The following is a 16,323-nucleotide window of genomic DNA, read 5'->3' on the forward strand; positions in this document are numbered from 1 at the left end:
CCCCGGCCATGGAAGCCGTCCTCCCGGGGCTGACGAGGCGCCGGCCGCCGAGGCATGGGGCCGAGCCTCCGACCGGAACGTGGACGACGCGAGGGAGACACTGAAGCGAACCGAGGCGTTGGTGCAGCCACCCGTACGCAGGAGGGCCACTCCCAGGCCGTGGGACGGTGGGGAACCGGTGTCCGCGCCACCGTTCTGACCGTGAGGGACCTGGTGACGGGCTACGTCGTGCTCACCGCCTGCATGGTCGAACCCGATGGCCCCTGGGACCATCAGGCCATCACCAACTCCGAGGTCGCGCGGGAGTTCGCCGAGAAGGCGGCGTCCGGTGCGCGCAGGGAGGGGCCCCAGCGGGCCGGTTCGTCCCGGGGGAGCCGGGGCGCCCGGCCGGCGATGCCGCCCTGACCGGTATGACCTCAGCCCCCCGGGGAAAGGAGACTCACGTTCCCCACCCCGGGCGAGAGGAGTCCTCCGATGGCAGCCGACGACATGGGGCACGCCGAGGACGCGTGGTGGCGGTCCGCGGTGGTCTACCAGGTCTATCCGCGCAGCTTCGCCGACTCCGACGGTGACGGCGTCGGCGACCTGGACGGCCTCACCGGACGCCTGGACCATCTGTCCGGGCTCGGCGTCGACGTGCTTTGGCTGTCGCCCGTCAACCCGTCCCCGCAGGCCGACAACGGGTACGACATCAGCGACTACCAGGACATCGACCCCGTCTTCGGTGACCTGGCGGCCTTCGACCGGCTGCTGGGCGCCGTGCACGAGCGCGGGATGAAACTCGTCATGGACCTGGTCGTCAACCACACCTCCGACGAGCATCCGTGGTTCCAGGAGTCACGCGACCCGGCGAGCCCGAAGCGCGACTGGTACTGGTGGCGTCCGCCACGTGAGGGACGCGAACCCAACAACTGGGGCTCCTTCTTCTCCGGTTCCGCCTGGGAACTGGACGCGGCGAGCGACGCGTACTACCTCCATCTCTTCTCGCCAAAGCAGCCCGACCTCAACTGGGAGAACCCCGGGATGCGTCGGGCCGTGTACGCGATGATGCGCTGGTGGCTGGACCGGGGCGTGGACGGCTTCCGGATGGACGTCGTCAACCTCATCTCCAAGGACCCTGCTCTCCCCGACGCCGAGGTGCACGAACAGGGGCCGTACGGTGACGGCTCGCCCTACTTCGTCTGCGGACCCCGCATACACGACTACCTCCAGGAGATGCACCGCGAGGTGATCGCCCGGTACCCGGGCCGGCTGCTGACCGTCGGGGAGATGCCCGGGGTGACGGTCGAGCAGGCCCGCCTGTTCACCGACCCGGCGCGTGCCGAGCTCGACATGGTCTTCCAGTTCGAGCACGTAGGGCTCGACCACGGGCGGGGCAAGTTCGATCCCCGCCCGCTGCGGCTCACCGACCTCAAGGCCTCGCTCGGCCGCTGGCAGTCCGGCCTCGCCGACGTCGGGTGGAACAGCCTGTACTGGAACAACCACGACCAGCCCCGGGTGGTCTCCCGGTTCGGTGACGACGGGCCGAGGCACCGGACCCGGTCCGCGACGATGCTCGCGACCGTGCTCCACCTGCACCGGGGCACGCCGTACGTCTACCAGGGCGAGGAACTCGGCATGGCCAACGCGCCCCTGCGCACCATCGAGGACTTCAGGGACGTCGAGTCCCTGAACCACTACACGGAGGCGCTGCGCGCGGGGGCGGAGCCCGAAGACGTCCTCCCGGGACTACGGGCGATGGGCCGCGACAACGCCCGTACACCCATGCAGTGGGACGCGTCCCCGCATGCGGGGTTCACCACAGGCACCCCGTGGATCCCCGTCAACCCGGACCACACCGAGGTCAACGCCGAAGCGGCCCTCGCGGATCCCGGCTCCGTCTACCACCACTACCGTCGGCTGATCGCCCTCCGGCACCAGGAACCGGCCGTCGTGCACGGCGACTTCACGATGCTGCTGCCGGAAGACGAGCGGATCTACGCGTTCACACGCCGGCACGGCCGCACAGTGCTCCTGGTCGTCGGAAACTTCACCGGCGACACGGCCTCCGCCGTCATGCCCGCCGGGTGGGACGGCGCCGAACTCGTCATGAGCAACGGCCCTTCGGTCCCCGCGCGGCCCGGCCGCCTCGTGCTCGCCCCGTGGGAGGCGCGGGTACACCGGCGCAACGACTGAGCCGAGCGGGCGCGACGCCGACCGATGATCCCTCCGGTACCGGGTACGCGGACCTCATGACCGTCTATGGGTTCCACGCCTCCCACGAGCAAGTACCTCCCGCCGACCTGCTGGCAGCCGTCGTACGCGCGGAAGGCGCGGGCTTCACCGCCGCGATGTGCTCGGATCACTTCTCGCCCTGGAGCGTCCGGCAGGGTGAGTCCGGCTTCGCCTGGTCCTGGCTCGGCGCGGCGCTCCAGGCCACCGGCCGGATCCCCTTCGGAGTGGTGAACGCCCCGGGCCAGCGCTACCATCCGGCGATCGTCGCGCAGGCGATAGGCAGCCTCGCCGCGATGTACCCGGGCCGCTTCTGGGCGGCTCTGGGAAGCGGTGAGGCGTCCAACGAGCACATAACCGGCGACCGTTGGCCGCGCAAGGACGTCCGGAACGCGCGGCTGCGCGAGTGCGTCGACATCATCCGGGCGCTGCTGCGCGGCGAGGAGGTGAGCCACGACGGGCTGGTGACCGTGGACCGGGCCCGGCTGTGGACGCGCCCGGAGACGGTGCCGCCGTTGGTGGGAGCCGCGTGCAGCGAGGCGACCGCGCGGTGGTGCGCGGAATGGGCGGACGGCCTGATCACGGTCAACGCGCCGCGCGAGACGCTGCGCCGGATCGTGGACGCCTACCGTTCGGCGGGCGGCGCCGGCCGGCTGCACCTCCAGGTGCACCTCAGCTGGGCCCCCGACCTGGGGACCGCCCGGGAACTCGCCCACGACCAGTGGCGCACCAATGTCCACGGGCCGCCGGCGAGCTGGGACCTGGACTCGGCCGAGCTGTTCGACAACGTCAGCGAGCACGTCTCACCGGACAGGGTCGCGGAGTCCGTCAACATCTCCGACGACCTCGGCCGCCACGCGGCCTGGCTCCAGGAGTACGCCGACCTGGGCTTCGACGCCGTCATGCTGCACCACGTCGGCAAGGAGCAGAGCGCCTTCATCGACGCGTTCGGCGCGAAGGTGCTTCCGCAGCTGGACGTCACCCGGCCCCCGGCCGCCGTCGCGGAGGGTGTCCGATGAGGATGACCCGCACCTCCGACCTGTGGTGGAAGAACGCGGTCGTCTACTGCCTGGACGTGGAGACGTACCAGGACTCCGACGGCGACGGCACCGGCGACTTCGCGGGCCTGACCCAGCGCATCGACCACCTGGTGCGCCTCGGCGTCACCTGCGTGTGGCTGATGCCGTTCTACCCGACGCGGGAACGCGACGACGGCTACGACATCACCGACTTCTACGCCGTCGATCCCCGGCTCGGCACGCTGGGCGACTTCACCGAGTTCGTGCGCACCGCCCGCGACCGGGGCATCCGGGTCATCGCGGACCTGGTCGTCAACCACACCTCCGACCACCATCCGTGGTTCCAGGACGCCCGCTCCAGCCGCACGTCGAAGTACCGCGACTGGTACGTCTGGTGCGACAGCCCGCCGGAGGACGGCCCCGAGGGTGTGGTCTTCCCCGACGTCGAGAAGAGCGTGTGGGAGTACGACGAGACCACCGAGCAGTACTACCTGCACCGGTTCTACAAGCAGCAGCCCGACCTCAACGTCGCCAACCCGGCGGTCCGTGACGAGATAGCGCGCATCATGGGCTTCTGGACGCAGCTCGGACTGTCGGGATTCCGGGTCGACGCGGTGCCGTTCCTGCTGGAGACCGACGGCCAGGAGGACGCGGACCAGCTGCCCGACCCGCACGAGTACCTCGCCGACCTGCGGGCCTTCCTCGGACGTCGCAGCGGTGACGCGGTGCTGCTGGGCGAGGTGAATTTGCCCTACCCGGACACCGCGAAGTTCTTCGGCGACTCGGAGTCCTCCCGTGGTGACGAGCTGACCATGTGCTTCGACTTCATCGGTATGCAGCAGATGTACCTGTCGATGGCGCGGGGCGAGGCGGCCCCTCTGGCGGCGGCTCTCCGGGAGCGCCCGGCGGCGCCCCGCGACGCGCACTGGGCGACGTTCGTCCGCAACCACGACGAGCTCACGCTCGACAAACTCGACGACGACGAGCGCGCCGAGGTGTTCGCCGCCTTCGGCCCCGACAAGGACATGCAGCTCTACGACCGGGGCCTGCGCCGCCGCCTGCCGCCGATGGTCGACGGCGACCGGCGGCGCGTGGAACTGGCGTACAGCCTGCTCTTCTCCCTGCCCGGCACACCGGTGCTGTTCTACGGCGAGGAGATAGGCATGGGCGAGAACCTCGCCGCCGAGGGCCGGCAGGCCGTCCGCACCCCGATGCAGTGGACGCCCGACAAGAGTGGCGGTTTCACCGCGGGGGAGGGAGTGGAGCTGCCCAATCCCGTCGTGACGGGTGCGTTCGGCCCGGCGAAGGTCAACGCGCACGACCAGACGCACGACCCGGCTTCGCCGCTGGGCCGGATGCGGACGCTGATCGAACGCTACCGGGAGGCCCCCGAGCTGGCCTGGGGCGACTACCGGGTCATCGACGCGGACGATCCGGGCGTGCTGGCCCACCTCAGTTCGCTGGAGGGCGGCGCGGTGCTCGTGCTGCACAATTTCTCCGAACGGTCCGTCACCGCCTCCGTCGAGGTCCCGGGACTGAGGGGCGGCCGGCTGCTCACCGATGTCTTCACCGGTGACACCCTCAAGTCGGCGGCCGCCGGCCTCGTCGATGTCCCGCTGGACCCGTACGGCTACCGGTGGCTGAGGGTCAACACCCCCCTTGACGACCCGGATCGGGCGACAGCGGTGTGATCCGGCGCGCGCGAGGTGTCCGGCCGCACGGAGTGGGCCGGGCCCCTCGCACGATGGTCGTCCCGCCGGCTGAGGCGCGTCCACCGGAGTGCGGCCGTCGGCGGGAACGAGCGGGGCGAGGCCGCCGGCGTGGGCGGACTCGACGCGGGATCGTTCAGTCGCGTTCGGAACCGCGTTCGTGCAACTGGCGCCCGCGGCCGACCCTGACATCGGCTGGGAGCACGGGCCGGGCCTTGTGCCGGGCAGGCCCAGCTGTGCCCCATTTCGTGGGTGGCGATGCGGGTCTTGTCATACCCGTCGGACACCGCCTGGCTGCCGAGTTCGACACGCACCTGGCCACCCGGGCGCACCGGTCCGAGTGTCGCCTGCGGCCAGCCACCGATGGCGATGATCTGTTTCTCGGCCCGGGTGCCGGGTGCCGGGTGCGGCTTCGACGAGACTGACGTTGCTGACGTTCCGGTTCCACGAGGCGGCTCCGGCGGCGATCGCGCTTCCCAGCCGCCTGCGCGGCTCGGTGTTGTCCCGGCTGCATTGAGTCGCATCTGTGCGGACCGGCGATCCCGTGCATCTGATGTGAGCTGCGGCCACTCGTCTTCGAACGTAACGACACCGACGTTGCGAGGCCGCTTCGGCGACAACCCTCCGTAAAAGCTGACGGGCACTCAGGTGCCCCTTGCCTCCAAGGGGCACACCACCTCTCCCGTCAGATGTCCCGGAAGAGACCCGCCGGCGCGGCGACCCGCCACGATGAGGAGGGCTTGGTCGCTGACCTGCATGAATTGTCGCCAGTTGTCGCATTTTCATGACAGTTGGTAGTCGAAGCCCCAGACGAGTCCCGGGAATCCCATGACAGTGCAGATCGGTCAGCGCAGCAGGTCAGTGGCAGTCACAGGCCGGCAAGCCCAAGGCGCGCTGATGAGCGGGTCATAGAAGTCCGGGCAGGCAGAGATGGAGGCTGCCCGTGCGCCCGTACATGCATCACGACACCGGCCCGCAGAACTGTGCGGGCACCCGCACATCGCCGGCCGCCCGAGATGAAGGCGGAGGACAGGGGCTGGCGCCGCCCTCAGGGATGTCGACCACCTCGACCGTCACCCCACGTGCTGCAAGTGCCTTCGCGGTCTGGGCCATGGTGATCTGCGAGAAGCCGAATACGGACTCCGGAGTGAGGCCGTCGCGATTCTTGAGCTGCATCGCCAGGACGATCCGCCGCGGCGTGTAGTCCTCCGGAAGTACCAGCGCTCCGCCGCTCAGCCGCCCCACCTTCGCGGTGAAGTCCGCCCGGACCTGAGGGGACTCCTGGAGCAGTTCCACCGCCACCCTGGCCTGGCTGAAGAGATGGCTCAGCGGGCCGGATCCCCCCGCGCGCTTGACGAGGATCAGGGTGCCGTCCGGAGTGAGGAGGTCGCAGATCTCGACCTGGTCCCGTGGGCGAAGCGGGTTGGGGACGTTCTTGGTGTCGAGACAGAGCCAGCCAGGCCGGTCATCGGCCACCCTGTTGTTGTAGGTGTTCTCGGTCTCCCCGTCCGACCAGGACGGAAGGGACACGGACGGGGTGGGCGAGAACAGGGCTCGTACTGTGGCACGGCATTCCTCTACGTAGGCGGCTCCTGCCTCGTACCACTCGCCTTCCATCAGGAAGAACCGCTTGGGGCCGAGTGACATGCTGGTCTCCAGCCAGCTCAACGCGCTGGTGACGGCGAGCGTGTCGGTGACTCCCGCGCGACGGTCCCTGGCCAGCGTCACTGTTCCGTCGCGCAGCGCCTTGAGGCGTCGGCCGGGGGGCGCCAGTCGCGCCCGGGTGAGCGTGTAACCGAGGTCGAAGTCGCCGGAGACCAGGGCGCCCGGACTGTTGATCTGCGTCCGATACGTCGTGGCGTCCCCGTACGCCACGTGGTGTTCGGAGGGGACGGAGACGGAGACGAGCGCCTCGGCGCGCCCGCCGAGGCGCTCGTCGAAGCCCTGATCGAGTTCGTCGAGAGTCATCGTGTCGGTGACCGGAACGATGTGGTCGACGAACTCCAGCTCCTGGTGCGGGATGTCCTCACGGCAGATCCTCGCGATCGTACGCAGGTCGGAGATCAAGGCATCGGGCTCGACGCCGAGAGCGATCCTCAGTCCGCAGCCTCCCTGGGCGCTGACCGCCCTTCCACGCTTGTAACGCGACCGGGTGAGTGGCAGGTCGTCGAGGTAGCCGCCGAGACTTCGCACGATGCGGGAGTGATCACGAATGCCCAGCAGCGGAACCGGAGCACCTCCCGGAACCAGCGAGATGTCGGTGCGCGCCCGCCCGAGTGACCTCGATACGGCGCCGCGGATCATGTTCGGGTCCATCTGGCGGATGGCGAAGGAGAGACCGAACCGCTTGTCCTTGAGGTGCTCGGGGATCAGCCGGTACCCCTGGTCGCAGCCTATGGCGTACACCGCGTCATCGACGGCGAGCAGGAGCAAGGCAGCGGTACGGCGGACGCTCTCGCTGACCGTGATGCCGGTGGTGCGTGACATGGAGCCGCACCAAGGGGCCTCGGCGCGTTCCATTCCGCAGGTGATGTACACGGCTGGAGTGTTCAGCACCTCGGGTGCATGCAACTCAGCGCCAAGTCCGTCCAGGAGCGCAAGGTCGAGGGCGGACAGTATGGCCTCCTCGGTGGGGGCGACACCGGACAGTCGGTACACGGTGCGAACCGCGGTGTGCGAGGTCAAGAGGGTTGCCTCCATGGAGGGCAGGGGCTGCGGCGCGGGTCGAGGCGCACCGATTCAGCGCGGGATCGGTACACGGATCCATAATGTTGCAGAGTGTGTACGTTGTCAACGTAGTCACTCTAGAGGGTGATGGGATATCCGTGTACGCTGGGGTCATGACGGACACTGCCGCTTCATCGGTCGGACCACTGGTCACCGGCGCCGAGATCGCTCGGCTGGCCGGCGTAACCCGAGCTGCTGTTTCCAACTGGCGTCGGCGCTACGGCGACTTCCCCACGCCCGTAGGAGGTGGCGCGAACAGCCCGCTCTACGCGCTGGCGGAAGTCCAGGAGTGGCTGGACAAGCAGCGCAAGGGGCAAGAGGTCTCGCCCGAGGTCGAGTTGTGGCAGGCCATGCGTGCCGTGTACGGGGAGCAGATGATCGCCGGCCTGGCGCAAGTCGCCGAGGTGCTCGCCGGTGAAGCGGGATCCGAAGTACCTGAGGGCATCGCCACCCGCGTACAAGGGCTCGTCCGTGGCGAACCAACTGCCGATGTCGTGAACGGACTGGCCGAGCGGTTCATGGACTCCGCCCGGCGTGCAGGTTCCGATCAGGTGACATCGGAGCGGGTGGTGCGCGCGGTGCGCCACTTCGCTCCCCGACTTGCACCCGACGCCGCAGTCTTCGATCCCGCCTGCGGAATCGGTGTGTTGCTCCTGTCCGTCGCCCCTGCGGCCACGCGGTGCCACGGCCAGGAGCTGGATGTCGACAGTGCCCGATTCGCGCAGCTCCGCGCGGACCTGCTGGGGCGTTCAGACGTGCACATCGTGGCCGGTGACTCGCTGCGGGCGGACGTATGGCCAGACCTCAAGGTCGACCTGGTCGTCTGCGACCCTCCGTCCGGCGTGACCGAGTGGGGGAGAGAGGAACTGCTACTCGACTCCCGTTGGGACCTCGGTACCCCGTCCAAGGCCGAGGGCGAGCTCGCCTGGCTCCAGCACGCCTACGCACATACCGCGCCAGGGGGCCACGTTCTCATGGTCATGCCTGCTTCTGTCGCCTATCGCAGGGCTGGCCGCCGCATCCGGGCGGAGCTCGTACGCAGGGGCATCGTGCGCCAGGTTGTCGCTCTGCCGCCTGGCACAGCGACCTCGCACGCCCTGCCCGTCCATCTATGGTGCCTGGAAAGACCCGAGCACACAGGAGCCGCTGACACCCACCGCACCGTGCGCATGGTCGACCTGACGGACAACAGCCCCGACGGGGATCTGAAACCGCGCAGGGACCAGGTGGCCGACGTCCCCCTCATCGAACTCCTCGATGACACCGTCGACCTCACACCAGGGAGTCATCTCCGGCCCCGGCACCGTGACTACCCCGGTGAGTACGCTGCTCTGCGCAAGGAACTGGAGAACCAGATCCGGCGGCTGGCCGCCCTGCCGCCCGTGCTCTCCGCAGGTGACGGGCCGGGCTCGCTGGACGGTGCCACCACCAGCGTCGCGGATCTCGCACGTGCGGGACTCGTGACCTACGAGGGGCAGGAGCCGGTCTCGGCCAGCGACCAGCTCGACACGGACTATCTGCAAGGTTTCCTGCGCAGCTCCGCCAACGCCCGCAGGACCACGAGCGCGAGCGGGACCTACCGCTTCGACGGCAAGGGTGCACGCATCCCCCGCATGGGCATCGACGATCAGCGCCGGTACGGCTCCGCCTTTCGGACCCTGACCGCGTTCGAGGAAGGCATGCGCAAGGTCGACGAGCTGAGTCGCCAACTCGCGGAGGTCGCCCGGGACGGACTCGCGACGGGCGCCCTGGCACCGGAGGAGTGACCATGCGCCCATGCGCCTGCGCGCCCGAGTAACGATTACGCGCAGGAGCGGGGGGATCGCGGAATCGCTCAGGTGGTGTTCGGAAGGAACGGGCTCGCGGCCCCGCTCCATGTCACGCTCAGGATTTCACGGGCTCGTGTGCACGCGACGAAGAGCAGGCACCGCTCCCGGAGCAGGTCGGCTTCGTGCTGGAGCGGATCAGCCTCACGTGGGGTGATCTCACGGGCGAAGGGCACGCTGCCCTCGGCAGCTCCGAGCACGGCCACGGCCCGGAATTCCAGCCCCTTCATCGCGTGCATCGTCGCCAGCCGTACACCCTCGGCCTGCCGTGCGGCCTGACCTCTGATCCGAAGTACCGGGATGCCGGCGGCCTTAAGCTTGTCCTCGGCGGCATCCAGGAAGAGGTTGAAGCGGGCACACACGCCGATCTCGTGTGGTGCCAGTCCCGCGTCGAGCAGTGCTCGGACCCGATCCACGAGGCTCTCGGCCTCTTCCTGCCGGGTGGCGTGCCCCTGGACCTGAGGGCTGCGCCCGTGGAGCAGCGAGCGGTACCCGGCCAGCGAGTCCGTTCCCTCACCCTCCAGTGTGTCGACGGAAACAGGAGTGAGCAGCCGGGCGGACCAGGCGAGGATCTCTTCCGTGGAACGGTAGTTGACGCGCAGTCGGAAGCTCCGGCCGGTCGTGGTGACTCCCAGGGAACCGAGGGACACCCGGGAGTCGTAGATCCGCTGATGCGGATCTCCGGTGACGAACATGTCGTCCGGACCGGGGGAGACCGCAGCGCGCAGCACACGCCACTGCGCTGGATGGAGGTCCTGCGCCTCGTCGACCACGACATGGGCGTACGGGGCCTGCCGGCCGCCGAGGAGATCGGCCGCACGCGCGCAGACCCGCAGGTGTGTGGTCGCACCGCGATCCCGCAGGAACTGTTCGAAGCGCTGCACGCCGCTCCACACCTCGCGCCGGCGCGCGGGGCCGAGGCCGGTGCCCCGGCCCCGGCGGCTCGCGGCGAGGTAGGCGTCCATGTCGCGGAGGTCCTGGCCGAGGACGACGTGGCGGTACTCCTGGGCCAGGAAGCGAGCGGTGCAGGTCAGGCCGAGCTGTTTGACCGCCTTCTCCCACAACTGGCGCTGGTCCCGGTCCCCGATCGGTTTGGGGGCGGTGGCGGATTCGGTGCGGACCACGCCGTTGGCGAACGCGTCGACGGTGGTCACATCCACGCGCCGCAGCAGCGCCTCGTCCTCGTCGAGGAGCAGGCCGAGCACGTCCCGCAGGCCCGCGGCGAGTGCGTTCGTGTACGTGGTGAGCAGGATTCGGCCGTCGTCGGAGCGGCCGAGCAGGTGCTTGACCCGGTGCAGGGCGGCCACGGTCTTGCCGGTGCCGGGGCCGCCGGTGACCTGGACGGGACCGCTGTGCGAGGCACGGTAGGCGACACGGCGCTGGGAGGGGTGCAGGAAGACCCGCCATGCCGCGAACGGCTTCTCCAGCATTTCCTCCAGCTCCTGCGCACCGGTGACAAGCCGGATGCGTGCGGAGGTGTTGGCGATCACCGTGGCGAGGTCCTCGACGGGCTCGGCCGGTGCGTCGGCCGGCCGGCGGACGACCACGACGTCCCGGTAGACCTCTTCCGGGCTGAACCCCTCGGCCAGGTACTGGAGCACCTCCAGCTGGTCCTCCGGCAGGAGTGTGGCGAACGCGTCCAGTTGCGCCTTGTCCGCCAGCGAACGTGCGGCGCGCAGGACCTGGTCATCGATGCCGAGTTCGCGCAGAGTGCCGTCGGAGACATCGGCGAACAGCAGCTGGGGAGCGGTGCGTGCCGCTGTCTCGTACAGCGGCGTCAGCTGGTCCAGGGCGACGGCGTCACGCACCTCGAGGGCCCGGGTGGCGGAGTTCGCGCTGTAGATACGCTTGGCCGCCCAGGTGTAGGCGTCGTTGTGCGGCAGGACATTGACCAGCAGGAACGTGTCACTGCCGTCATCGGGGGCGAGGACGACGCCCCGCCAGAAGTCGGTGATGCGTATGGTGCGCATCCTCGGGTCCCGGGCGTTCTCCACGGACTCCAGGTGCAGACCCTTGTCCGCGTTGAGTTCGGCGACACTCAGGGCATGGAATTTCGCCATGGCCTTGCGCACGCCGGTTCGGATCGGCTTCTCCAGGGTGTCGTAGCCGTCCCAGAAGCTCTGCGTGAAGGCGAGCCGGGGCATGGGTTTCTTCCTTTCCGCCGCACGGATTCATGATCACGGGTTGGAGGGGTCTCTGCCCAGCCGCGAGGCGATCTGCTCCACGGATGCGAGAAGCCGTCCCGGTTCGTGGGCGAGATCGAGGCTGTGCTGATGGAGCCGGATCCCCAGGTCGTCCGGCCCGGTCGCCGTACCCTGCACATGGTGTGTGCGCTCAGGCCGCCGCCCGGACGCGTACACCAGATGGGCCTCGCGCAGGCCGAGGACGGTGGCATAGGTGAGCGCCTGGTAGAGGTCGGCGTTGAGTTGCCCGTCCGCCTTCGCCACTTTGTACTTGGCATCGACGACCGCGACCGGAGTGCGACCGTCACCGTCGCGGACGACGAGGTCGGGGCGTACGCGGACGAGCCCCGCGCGGTCCAGGTGGTGGGTGTCCTGCAAGTGGGCCGTCAGGCCGCGTCCTCGGAGTGCCTCGCGCAGGGCGGTGGTGACGAAGTCCTCGAACAGCTTGTTCATGTCGAGGAGAAATCCGTCCACAGCGAGCGGATCGGCCTCCGGGGCCCGGTGCTCCGGTGACATGTCGCGCAACACGGCCTCGGCGAGCCGCAGCGCCGGCTGGTAACGGAAGTTGAGGCGGGACGGCTGCCAACTCGGCATCTCCTGCCCACGTGTCAGGGCCTGGGCGTCGGCCAGCCGTACGCGCTGGTGGGCCAGACGCCGCCGGACGACACCGGGTATATCCGGAAGTCGCAGCAACCGCTCGGTGGCGGCGCGCAGGATGCGGTTCTCGGCGATGTCGGCGGTGTAGGCGTCGTAGGCGATCTCCACCGGCGGCGTGCGGCCGAAGTGACGCCGGATCTGTTCGGCCTCGCGCAGGCGCCCGCGCACGACCAGTGCGGACTCCTCCACCCGTCGGTAGCCTTGCAGGACGCCCAGCCTCAAGGCCCGGTCGATCTGACGCTCCACAGCGTGCGCGAGCGCGGGCACGACGTCGTCGTACACGCCGGTGTCCACGGCGCCCTCGCCGCCCTCACGCCAGGCACGCCCCGGGTCGAGGCTGTACCCGAGAAGGAAGAACAGCCTGGCCACAGGAGTTTTGGGCATGATGCGTACGACCGGTCCACCGGGCGTACGCACAGCTCCGACCCGACTACCGGCCCTCAGCAGCCAGTGCCCGCTCCGGCCTGGATCGGGGGTCACGCTCAGGAGGATGCCTGAGGCGGCCAGGGACCGTCCGGTCGCCGCACTCAGCTCCACGGAGACGGCCGGCCCGTACTCACGCAGCGATACCTCGGCCACGGGAGCGGGTGCCCCTGGCAGGGCGGTACTCGGCACAGTCGTCACGGAAGCCGCTTGCGCAGCGAGTCGAGGCCGTAGCGGCCGGGGACGTCGAGGCCCTCGCCGTAGTGGTACTCCTCCAGCAGCGGCAGGATCTTGGTACGCCAGGTCCTTGCGAGGCCGCCGTCACGATACACGCCCGGCTTCATCAGATACGAGGGCCCGATGGCGAAGTCGGCGTCCTGGATCAGCGCGTTGAGCGCGTCCAGAAGGCGTGCAGGCTCCTGGTCCCGGCCCTCCCGCCGTAGCCAGCGGGCGAGCAGCCCGGCTGTCGGCTCGGCGCGTGGGGACAGCTCCACGAAGGCGAAGCGGCGGCGCATCGCGGCGTCCACGAGGGCGATCGAACGGTCGGCGGTGTTCATGGTGCCGATGACGAAAAGGTTGGGCGGCAGGGGGAAGTCGTCCCCGGAGTAGGTGAGGCGGACGGACCGGTCCCGGTATTCCAGGAGGAAGTACAGCTCGCCGAAAACCTTCGCAAGGTTGGCACGGTTGATCTCGTCGATGATCAGGAAGTGCGGGATGTGCCGGTTGCCCTCACGCGAGGCGAGATCGGCGAGCTCGCGGAGGGGGCCTGCCGTCAGCCGGAAGGCCACCTCCCTGGTCTCCGGGTCCTCCACTGGACGGAACCCCTCGAAGAAGTCCTCGTAGGCGTACGAGGGATGGAACTGAACGATCTTGACCTGTTCCGGACCGCCACCGAGGTACTCGGCCAGCTTGAGCGCCAGATAGGTTTTGCCGGTACCCGGTGGGCCGTAGAAGACCAGTTGCTTCTCGTCGACGAGGAGTTCACGCATCTCCTGCAGCCAGGCGTGGTCATGGACGAGGAGCTCGGTTGCGAGTGCCTCGCTGATCTCCGGGAGCCACAGCTCCCGTGGCGTCTGCCATTCCATGGCGGACTCCTCGCCGCTGCCGCCGGAAACGGTGGGAGATCCGGGATCGGTCTGCCCGGTGAGGACGTCGAGAGCGTCCAGCACGCCGGTGAGGTCCACCACATCGTGCTGGACGGACAGCTTCTGCTGGACCTCCTCCGGAAGCTCCTCGTACGCATGGCTCCCTGGCAGCCAGGAGACGCTCCTGCGCAGATTGGACAGGCCGCCCGGCGACGAGGTCTGCACCGCCCTTTCGGTGATCCGACCGATGTGGAGTCGCCCGTCGCCGATGGTGGCCACGGTGTCCCCGGCGCGCATCTGCGTCAGAAAGGCGTGCAGTTCGTCGACAAGACCGCGCTTCTGGCTGTAGGAGGCCGCGCCCTCGTAGCCGTCCTCCACGAATCGACGCAGTGTGCTTTTCGTCGGATCCGTCTCCTCCAGGGGCGGCAGATGCGCGGCGGCGAGCGAGATGATCCCCTCCTCGAGCCACAACTGCCGTACCAGGTTGCGCCCGGAGACGTTGGAGCCCCGCACCAGCCAGGCCTTCCGGGGCGCCCGCCAGCCGGTTGACAGGTAGTCGGCGAGCGGATGTCCTTCTGCGGTACGCCAGGATTCGGGGCCGGACGCGGCGTATCCGTAGACGAGCGCGGCGGCGGCGGACGACGAGTTGCACTCGACGTCCCGTGTCACCAGCCACCGGTGCGCGGTCTGTGGTTCGCCTCCCACGGGGGGTGCGTCCACGAAGGTGCCGCTCGCCCTCAGGGCCTCGCGGTGACCACGAGCGTGGTCGCCGAGCCCGGGCCACGCCTCGGCGACCACCAGGGAACCCTCCCGCAGGAGGAACTTGTGCGTCCCGTTGCCACCGAACTCGGCGAGCAGATGCCCTCGCGCCTCACCGCCGTCCTTGGGCAACTGGACCCGGAACTCGGGTGCACCGGAGAGGAGTTCAGATTGGGACACGGCGACCTTCCGAAACCTGCGCGAGGCCTGCAACGACCCTCTTACCCTACCTGTTGACGTCGTCAAGTGACCGCAACAAGCGACTGATGATCAAGGTGAACGCGTTGACGGTGTAAACGTGTCGGCTCTAGAGTCTGTTTGTGCCCGGCCGAGTCATTTCGGAAGGTCGGTGCTCAAGCGCTCAGGTGGGGGGCACTATGGGTGGGAAGCCGACGACCGAGGTCAGGCGGCGGGTGATCGAGGCGCAACTGCCGTCAGTGATCGAGAGGCTGAGGCGGTCCGCGTCCCGCTCGGGGATCGTGAGTCACCGGGCCTTCGCCCTGGAGGCGGACAGGCTCGGGCTCACGAGCCTTGAGCAGCAGCGAAGGCTGCGCGACGGGCTTGCCGCCGTGGGCCTGCGTCTGCAGCGTACGGGCCGGAAGCGGTACGGAGGGGCCGTCGCGGATTCTGCCGCCGCGTCAACCGCCCGGAGCGATGCCCCCGCTCCTCGACCGAGGGGGCATGGGAGCGTGACACCCGGGCCTTTACCCGGCCCCACAGAAGCGGCCGCTCGACTGGCTCAGGCCCGACGTATGCTGGCCCGCTATGCCGACGCCGAAGGGAAGGTCGGCAAGCTGGCCCACGAGGGCGTCGTGCGGCTCCATGGGCTCGCTCCCGGCGAAGCGCGGGAACTGGCTGTGGACTTTCCGGTCAACCGTCCGGGTCTGCCCAGCGCGGTCGCCCACGTGCCGATCGGTGGCGTGACGGCCCGCTCGGCACGTGCGACGTCATCAGGCGGGGCGACGACGACGCCCCCGGCCGGGCGGAGGCGCGAAGCCCGATCCGCTGCTTTCTCTCCCCTGGACGCCGGACTCGTCGATGCTGTCCGGGCCGCCCGAGCCGTCCTGGACGAAGACCGGTGGCGCAGGGAGGTGAGCAGGGTGGTGCTGAAGGCGGACGAGGAAGTCGGCCTCGCCGTTCTCCTCCGCGGCGGCACCGACCTCAGTCGCGATGTCCCGGAGGGCGAGATCGCGGCGCTGCCGCACGACAGCGAGCGCCGGCGCGCTTACGAGTGTCTCGCTCTGCACAACCAGCGGCTCGTGCGGAGGATCGCGCAGGGTCACCGGGGGCGCAAACTGGACATCGAGGACCTTGTCCAGCACGGAAGCATCGGACTGCTCGGCGCGGTCCGCAGATTCGACGCCACCAGAGGCAACAAGTTCGCGACCTACGCGACTGCGTGCATAGAGAAGGCCATCGTTCAGGCCATCGCTGACGAAAGCCCTCTGGTGCGGCTGCCCAAGGACGTCCGCGAACGGGTCGGCAAGGTGGCCAAGGCCGAGCGCAGGCTTTCGGGTGAAGGCCGTGCCCTGACGGTGGACAACGTGGCCTACGTCAGCGGTCTCACCTTTGCCGAGGTGGAGGAGGCGCGCAGGATCAGACAACCAGCCGGCCCGGCTCGTCGGCCACCGATCCGCGTTCGGTGACCCGCTGATCCGTACCAAGAAATGCCGTCCCACATTTGAGTCGACGGCGCACCTGATCCGATCCGAAGGAACCCGCAC

Annotated in this window: 10 protein-coding genes and 1 pseudogene; 6 read left to right on the top strand and 5 right to left on the bottom strand. The window is 69.1% G+C overall.

Features of this window, described 5'->3' with window-relative positions; translation table 11 throughout:
• Positions 1–201: 201 nt before the first annotated feature.
• The 4 genes from OO67_RS19705 (at position 202) to OO67_RS19720 (ending at position 4,921) form a co-directional block, all read left to right on the top strand.
• The gene (locus tag OO67_RS19705; protein WP_157841705.1) at positions 202–405 is read left to right on the top strand and encodes a hypothetical protein; all 204 of its coding nucleotides are present in this window, start codon (positions 202–204) and stop codon (positions 403–405) included.
• Between the two features lie 69 nt (positions 406–474).
• Positions 475–2,175, top strand: a complete 1,701-nt coding sequence (locus OO67_RS19710; protein ID WP_033302117.1) for an alpha-glucosidase — start codon at positions 475–477, stop codon at positions 2,173–2,175.
• A gap of 56 nt (positions 2,176–2,231) precedes the next feature.
• Entirely contained in the window at positions 2,232–3,230 is a 999-nt protein-coding gene (locus tag OO67_RS19715; protein WP_033302118.1) for a TIGR03885 family FMN-dependent LLM class oxidoreductase, read from the top strand.
• 2 nt (positions 3,231–3,232) lie between these two features.
• The gene (locus OO67_RS19720) at positions 3,233–4,921 is read left to right on the top strand and encodes an alpha-amylase family protein (RefSeq protein WP_244300266.1); all 1,689 of its coding nucleotides are present in this window, start codon (positions 3,233–3,235) and stop codon (positions 4,919–4,921) included.
• Positions 4,922–4,993: 72 nt separating this feature from the next.
• Here the strand turns inward: OO67_RS19720 and OO67_RS36860 are convergent.
• Positions 4,994–5,559: pseudogene (locus OO67_RS36860) on the bottom strand (snapalysin family zinc-dependent metalloprotease); the annotation flags it as partial.
• A 340-nt stretch (positions 5,560–5,899) separates the two neighbouring features.
• Positions 5,900–7,639, bottom strand: coding sequence for a TIGR04141 family sporadically distributed protein (locus OO67_RS19725; protein ID WP_063746161.1), 1,740 nt, complete (start codon positions 7,637–7,639; stop codon positions 5,900–5,902).
• Between the two features lie 140 nt (positions 7,640–7,779).
• Between OO67_RS19725 and OO67_RS19730 the strand changes: the two genes are divergently transcribed.
• The gene (locus OO67_RS19730) at positions 7,780–9,432 is read left to right on the top strand and encodes an N-6 DNA methylase (RefSeq protein ID WP_033302123.1); all 1,653 of its coding nucleotides are present in this window, start codon (positions 7,780–7,782) and stop codon (positions 9,430–9,432) included.
• A 68-nt stretch (positions 9,433–9,500) separates the two neighbouring features.
• Here the strand turns inward: OO67_RS19730 and OO67_RS19735 are convergent, their stop codons facing one another.
• The 3 genes from OO67_RS19735 to OO67_RS19745 are packed head-to-tail and all read right to left on the bottom strand — an operon-like array spanning position 9,501 to position 14,779.
• Complete coding sequence (locus OO67_RS19735) at positions 9,501–11,636, bottom strand: UvrD-helicase domain-containing protein (protein ID WP_033302126.1); 2,136 nt, start codon at positions 11,634–11,636, stop codon at positions 9,501–9,503.
• Between the two features lie 33 nt (positions 11,637–11,669).
• Positions 11,670–12,911, bottom strand: a complete 1,242-nt coding sequence (locus tag OO67_RS19740; RefSeq protein ID WP_033302127.1) for an McrC family protein — start codon at positions 12,909–12,911, stop codon at positions 11,670–11,672.
• A gap of 41 nt (positions 12,912–12,952) precedes the next feature.
• Complete coding sequence (locus OO67_RS19745) at positions 12,953–14,779, bottom strand: DUF4357 domain-containing protein (protein ID WP_033302128.1); 1,827 nt, start codon at positions 14,777–14,779, stop codon at positions 12,953–12,955.
• Positions 14,780–15,351: 572 nt separating this feature from the next.
• On the opposite strand from OO67_RS19745, the gene OO67_RS19750 reads away from it, so the two are divergent.
• Positions 15,352–16,245 carry a sigma-70 family RNA polymerase sigma factor gene (locus OO67_RS19750; RefSeq protein WP_051709578.1) on the top strand — a complete coding sequence of 298 codons (894 nt, stop codon included), beginning with the start codon at positions 15,352–15,354 and terminating at the stop codon, positions 16,243–16,245.
• Positions 16,246–16,323: the final 78 nt, after the last annotated feature.

Source organism: Streptomyces atroolivaceus (genome assembly GCF_000717025.1).
GTDB classification, from domain to species: Bacteria; Actinomycetota; Actinomycetes; order Streptomycetales; family Streptomycetaceae; genus Streptomyces; species Streptomyces atroolivaceus.

Excerpts from the sequence above, each read along its gene's own strand:
- OO67_RS19710 (WP_033302117.1), top strand. The coding sequence starts at position 475 with ATGGCAGCCGACGACATGGGGCACGCCGAGGACGCGTGGTGGCGGTCC.
- OO67_RS19750 (WP_051709578.1), top strand. The coding sequence starts at position 15,352 with ATGCTGGCCCGCTATGCCGACGCCGAAGGGAAGGTCGGCAAGCTGGCC.
- OO67_RS19720 (WP_244300266.1), top strand. The coding sequence starts at position 3,233 with ATGACCCGCACCTCCGACCTGTGGTGGAAGAACGCGGTCGTCTACTGC.
- OO67_RS19725 (WP_063746161.1), bottom strand. The coding sequence starts at position 7,639 with ATGGAGGCAACCCTCTTGACCTCGCACACCGCGGTTCGCACCGTGTAC.
- OO67_RS19730 (WP_033302123.1), top strand. The coding sequence starts at position 7,780 with ATGACGGACACTGCCGCTTCATCGGTCGGACCACTGGTCACCGGCGCC.
- OO67_RS19735 (WP_033302126.1), bottom strand. The coding sequence starts at position 11,636 with ATGCCCCGGCTCGCCTTCACGCAGAGCTTCTGGGACGGCTACGACACC.
- OO67_RS19715 (WP_033302118.1), top strand. The coding sequence starts at position 2,232 with ATGACCGTCTATGGGTTCCACGCCTCCCACGAGCAAGTACCTCCCGCC.